This is a genomic window from Pseudobacter sp. (genome assembly GCF_051955275.1).
In the GTDB taxonomy this organism is placed as follows: domain Bacteria; phylum Bacteroidota; class Bacteroidia; order Chitinophagales; family Chitinophagaceae; genus Pseudobacter.
Genome location: NZ_JBQCGW010000270.1, coordinates 1 through 3,990 on the forward strand (window position 1 = coordinate 1; position 3,990 = coordinate 3,990).

Genomic DNA, 3,990 nt, shown 5'->3' on the forward strand with positions numbered 1-3,990 from the left:
AAAGAACTGACGGCGCGGGAAAGAGAAGTATTGGGACTGATCGTGAAAGAGTATACCAGTGAAGAAATTGCCGCTAAATTGTTCATCAGCAAGAAAACGGTGGATAATCACAGGCAGAAATTGCTGGAGAAAACAAATTCCAAAAGCACGGTGGGGCTGGTGAAATTTGCCATCAAGCTGGGACTGGAATAATGCCTGTTACTTTTACTCATGGACCCGTCACTTGAGGGAACGCGCAGAATGATTTGCAGGAGGCTGCGGAGTTGTTGAATATAAAGCCTGCTACGTTGGAATCGAAAATGGCGAAGCAGAATATCAGGAAGCAGGATTATACCGGTTAGCCGTTCTTCATTTTATCGGTACATAATAAAGAATGATGGCACCACTGCCAAAGGTTTTGGTCTTGGTGAGTTTAAGCGTAATCTTTTCGCTGATATTTTTAAACAGGGGCAAACCACTTCCTGCTATAACAGGATGAATACAAAGTTGAAATTCGTCTATTACATTGAGCGCTGTAAGAGCTGCGATCAGGCTTGGACTACAGGCATACACGTCTTTACCTGGCTGTTGTTTGAGTTGCAACACTTCCTGTTCAAGGTCCTGGCTTGCTAATCTGGCGGTATTCCAATCCAAACTTTTCAGGGTGCGGGAAAAGACGATCTTGGGTATGTTGTCTATTGCGATTGCAAAGTTGTCCATGGCTTTCTCGCCTGTGGGATTTTCCAGCACGGTCCGCCAGAATTCCATAAGCTGGTAGGTGATCCTGCCATAGAGTGCAGCACCGGCATTATTCAAGAGGTCAGCGTAATGTTGATGTAATTCTTCATCAGGGACACCTGCGGTATGGTCGCAAAAGCCATCGATCGTCATATTGATTGCTGCAATTACTTTTGTCATAAGTAGAGTTTAACTGTTAAGTAATACAACCTGGATGTATGGGCAAAAAAAATGTGTATTCCCATAAAGAATACACATTTGTGGAGCTGAGGGGGGTCGAATAGCCTTTAAGGCCCTTGTCTGTACTGTGTTCTACGCCTCTGATCATTTTTGTATCAATTTTGCCTTGAAAAATCGAGCCTTACCCCGGCCTCCTGGCTGCAGCTCAATTGGCTTTTCGGTTGAAGAGACGGTCGAGTTGCTTTCGATTGAGACCAAAATAAGCCCGGTTACGAAGCATGGTAATATTTATTCCTTTAAGACCGATCACCTTTAATGTGGTTACCTCCAATTCTTCAGTGCCAAGTTTGAAGGAAATCTTACTATCCTTTGGTGAGTCAATCGCCGCTGAAAGCATGTTGTATAAGGTATCTAACAGCCCATCTTCGACTGTAAATCGAATTTGCTGAATGTCCACATTATAGGTATATTGACTATTTCGGAATTGCAGAAGGTAAAGCGTATCAGAATCTTTGGTGACTCTCTCAATGCTTGCGATATACACCCCCATGTGCTTTACTTCACCATAGGTTTGAGAATCAAATTTCTTTTCTACCTGTTTCTCAAGTTGTGCTGCAGCGCTCAAACCTGCGATTATAAGTAAAGCAATTAGGAAAAACGATTTCATATTATTGGTTTAATGATTGACTTCTATCAATGTTGTCGAATGATAGCTACATAAATACACTTAAAGATTGTACAAAAAATTTGCTTGGTTTTGCGGTTTCCCGTAAATTCATTGTCCAAACTCTATGAAGGCTTCAGCCCCAGGTTAAGGCCCCGTTAAGGTGAATCTCTCCATATCCAGTCCTACTACTGACATTACACCCATCTTTTAGACAAATCACCTATTGTTCAACCGTAAACCTGTTTTCCATGCGAAACGTCGGCCCGCTTACATGTCCGAAGTGTCCTCTTGTGGAATGCCCTTACCTCCCTCTTCCACCTGAAGAGCGGCATTCCTGGTGTGCGCTTCTAAAATTAGAAGATCTTCTGACTTCTTCTTCTCCAACCTTGCCAGTGATCTTAACATTGTCTCATGAAAAGCCTGGTCATGTCTTCTTAACGAATTTAACATCGCTTGCATTGCCGCTAAATTAAGATCGAGTACTTTTTGAAGCTGCTCTTTATCTCTTTTCAAAGCATCTACATATTCCTGGGCGGTTATCTTAACGGGACCATTCAGGAATATTTCTTCCGCTTCACCTTTCTTTAATGTTTCATGTGGAACTTTGTCAGGTTTGCCGCCTAAAAGCCATTTCTCAATCTTCTTAGTATCTTCTGCCTTAGGGTTCGTGCCTTTACTCTTCCATTTATATACTCTATCTACGGGGATGTTGACAGAAGCCGCAAATTGTGCAGCAGAAACACTCCGCAACTCCATTTCCTTCCACAGCCTATTAATCAATGTATTGTCCATAATTGCAACATTGTTGCGTTAAAAACCTGAAAAAAGTCAGGATTTTATTTGGTGATCCTGACAAAAGTCAGGTATATTTGTGTTGTAAAGTTACTGACCAAATATACAAAGTATGGTACTCACAAGCAAGGCAGTTCAGGCAATCAAGGATAATGTGGCTTTAAAGAATCTTTTGGCCCTGGACGCAAACAGATCAGTTCACACGATTGAGGCGCGTCTCAACACCAAAAAGAAGCATGTTCACTTCACCACGGTTTCGCAACTGGAATTGATTCGTAAGGAGACTGGGTTAACAGATGACGAGATACTGGAAAGGGAGGAGGCTGCAACTGGGTCGTGAAGGTAATACCGGTTACGGACAGCCGCAATAGCTGCCGGACGGTTTAACATTTGTCAAACGTTTAATTCTCAAAATAGGAATCGATGTACAAATACTCTGACATACCAGATTTACAAAAGTTAGCCCTGGCGGCAGTAACCGCTGAGGTTAAGAGGTATGGAGTGAGTGTATTCGTGGAGAGTGATCCTGATGGATGCGGTCCTGATATCTACATCGATCCTCAAGATACTGCCGGCCTTGCCATCTTCCGGGAGTTCGCTCAAAAGATGGCTGATCATTTCAAAACCCTGATACCATAATGGAAAATCTTTTGACCATAAAGCAGGCGGGCCAGAAGGTAGGTCTCAGTGTGAGCACCCTCTACAAGATGGTAGAGAATAAAGAGATACCCTTTGTGAAGATCGGCCGTAACGTTCGCTTTCGAGTGGACCTGCTTGAAAACTGGATCAACAACCGGACTATCCAGGGCCGGAAAATTGGAAAAACAAAAGCCGCATAGCCATGCAGACACGCTATTTCGTTGATGTACCCTTCAGTGGCTTGTTCAAGATCGTGAACAGCTACGCAAGACATAACGCCAATGAAAGACCTGTGTTTACACTTCGCCAGCGGCAGCGCACTACACTGGCGTACATCTTAACTGCATCAAGACTGAATTAATCCGTACCATTTATGATACTCGCAACATTTATATGTTCGTCAATTTTGTGTGCCGTTTGTATCGGTTATACATTGACGGTATACATTAAAAACATCAGAATCCTTAAAAGCAAATCAAAATGAGCAAAGGCTTTTACATCGATGAAAAGAACGCGCGGAAGTTCTATCCCACAGCGTCCCCTGAATTAAAGGCTATGCTGGAAGAGACTTTTACAAAGGAGTTCTTCAGCCAGGATATCCTCGAACGAATCAACAGCGTAGCAGACGCCTGCTATGAACTGGGTCTCGATCCTGAGAAGATTCATGAAGGATGCCGGGATGATTACCAACGCGCTACCAGAGATATCGAGACAGTAGCTACTGCGCTGTCAGAGGGAGCTCCTTATAGCAAGAGGATCTGGTATCCGTGGTTCTACAATCAGAATTCCTCTTCCGGCTTCCGGTTCGGCGATTCGCGCTACGATAGCGCGAGTTCGGTTGTCGGCGCCCGCCTTAAAGTGGACTCAGAGGCAAAGTCGGATCACATGGCGAAGATCCTGGAACCTCAGTACAGAATCTACATAACCGGTGAGAAATGAAAACAGTCCTGATTTTGACGCTCGGCATTTGGCTGTTGGTCTGGATCATCTCCATG

General features: G+C 43.8%; 9 protein-coding genes. 6 read left to right on the plus strand and 3 right to left on the minus strand.

Annotated elements, in window-relative coordinates; translation table 11 throughout:
* On the plus strand, window positions 1–192 hold a 192-nt coding region (locus ACTHMC_RS23745), incomplete at its 5' end, for a response regulator transcription factor (RefSeq protein WP_440417008.1).
* Window positions 193–348: 156 nt separating this feature from the next.
* Here the strand turns inward: ACTHMC_RS23745 and ACTHMC_RS23750 are convergent.
* The 3 genes from ACTHMC_RS23750 to ACTHMC_RS23760 form a co-directional block, all read right to left on the minus strand.
* Window positions 349–897, minus strand: a complete 549-nt coding sequence (locus tag ACTHMC_RS23750) for a dihydrofolate reductase family protein (RefSeq protein ID WP_440417010.1) — start codon at window positions 895–897, stop codon at window positions 349–351.
* A gap of 205 nt (window positions 898–1,102) precedes the next feature.
* Window positions 1,103–1,564 carry a hypothetical protein gene (locus ACTHMC_RS23755; RefSeq protein WP_440417011.1) on the minus strand — a complete coding sequence of 154 codons (462 nt, stop codon included), beginning with the start codon at window positions 1,562–1,564 and terminating at the stop codon, window positions 1,103–1,105.
* A gap of 267 nt (window positions 1,565–1,831) precedes the next feature.
* Window positions 1,832–2,356 (minus strand): hypothetical protein, encoded by a 525-nt coding sequence (locus ACTHMC_RS23760; RefSeq protein ID WP_440417013.1) that lies wholly within the window; start codon window positions 2,354–2,356, stop codon window positions 1,832–1,834.
* A 112-nt stretch (window positions 2,357–2,468) separates the two neighbouring features.
* On the opposite strand from ACTHMC_RS23760, the gene ACTHMC_RS23765 reads away from it, so the two are divergent.
* The 5 genes from ACTHMC_RS23765 (at window position 2,469) to ACTHMC_RS23785 (ending at window position 3,934) form a co-directional block, all read left to right on the plus strand.
* Window positions 2,469–2,696, plus strand: coding sequence for a hypothetical protein (locus tag ACTHMC_RS23765; protein WP_440417015.1), 228 nt, complete (start codon window positions 2,469–2,471; stop codon window positions 2,694–2,696).
* A gap of 83 nt (window positions 2,697–2,779) precedes the next feature.
* On the plus strand, window positions 2,780–2,995 hold the full coding sequence (locus tag ACTHMC_RS23770) for a hypothetical protein (RefSeq protein ID WP_440417016.1): 216 nt from the start codon (window positions 2,780–2,782) through the stop codon (window positions 2,993–2,995).
* Window positions 2,995–3,195, plus strand: a complete 201-nt coding sequence (locus ACTHMC_RS23775; RefSeq protein WP_440417018.1) for a helix-turn-helix transcriptional regulator — start codon at window positions 2,995–2,997, stop codon at window positions 3,193–3,195. Before ACTHMC_RS23770 ends, ACTHMC_RS23775 begins: the two co-directional genes overlap by 1 nt.
* Window positions 3,196–3,197: 2 nt before the next feature.
* Window positions 3,198–3,356, plus strand: coding sequence for a hypothetical protein (locus ACTHMC_RS23780; RefSeq protein WP_440417020.1), 159 nt, complete (start codon window positions 3,198–3,200; stop codon window positions 3,354–3,356).
* Between the two features lie 119 nt (window positions 3,357–3,475).
* Entirely contained in the window at window positions 3,476–3,934 is a 459-nt protein-coding gene (locus ACTHMC_RS23785; protein ID WP_440417022.1) for a hypothetical protein, read from the plus strand.
* Window positions 3,935–3,990 lie beyond the last annotated feature (56 nt).

Excerpts from the sequence above, each read along its gene's own strand:
- ACTHMC_RS23770 (WP_440417016.1), top strand. The coding sequence starts at position 2,780 with ATGTACAAATACTCTGACATACCAGATTTACAAAAGTTAGCCCTGGCG.
- ACTHMC_RS23775 (WP_440417018.1), top strand. The coding sequence starts at position 2,995 with ATGGAAAATCTTTTGACCATAAAGCAGGCGGGCCAGAAGGTAGGTCTC.
- ACTHMC_RS23785 (WP_440417022.1), top strand. The coding sequence starts at position 3,476 with ATGAGCAAAGGCTTTTACATCGATGAAAAGAACGCGCGGAAGTTCTAT.
- ACTHMC_RS23760 (WP_440417013.1), bottom strand. The coding sequence starts at position 2,356 with ATGGACAATACATTGATTAATAGGCTGTGGAAGGAAATGGAGTTGCGG.
- ACTHMC_RS23750 (WP_440417010.1), bottom strand. The coding sequence starts at position 897 with ATGACAAAAGTAATTGCAGCAATCAATATGACGATCGATGGCTTTTGC.
- ACTHMC_RS23780 (WP_440417020.1), top strand. The coding sequence starts at position 3,198 with ATGCAGACACGCTATTTCGTTGATGTACCCTTCAGTGGCTTGTTCAAG.
- ACTHMC_RS23765 (WP_440417015.1), top strand. The coding sequence starts at position 2,469 with ATGGTACTCACAAGCAAGGCAGTTCAGGCAATCAAGGATAATGTGGCT.
- ACTHMC_RS23755 (WP_440417011.1), bottom strand. The coding sequence starts at position 1,564 with ATGAAATCGTTTTTCCTAATTGCTTTACTTATAATCGCAGGTTTGAGC.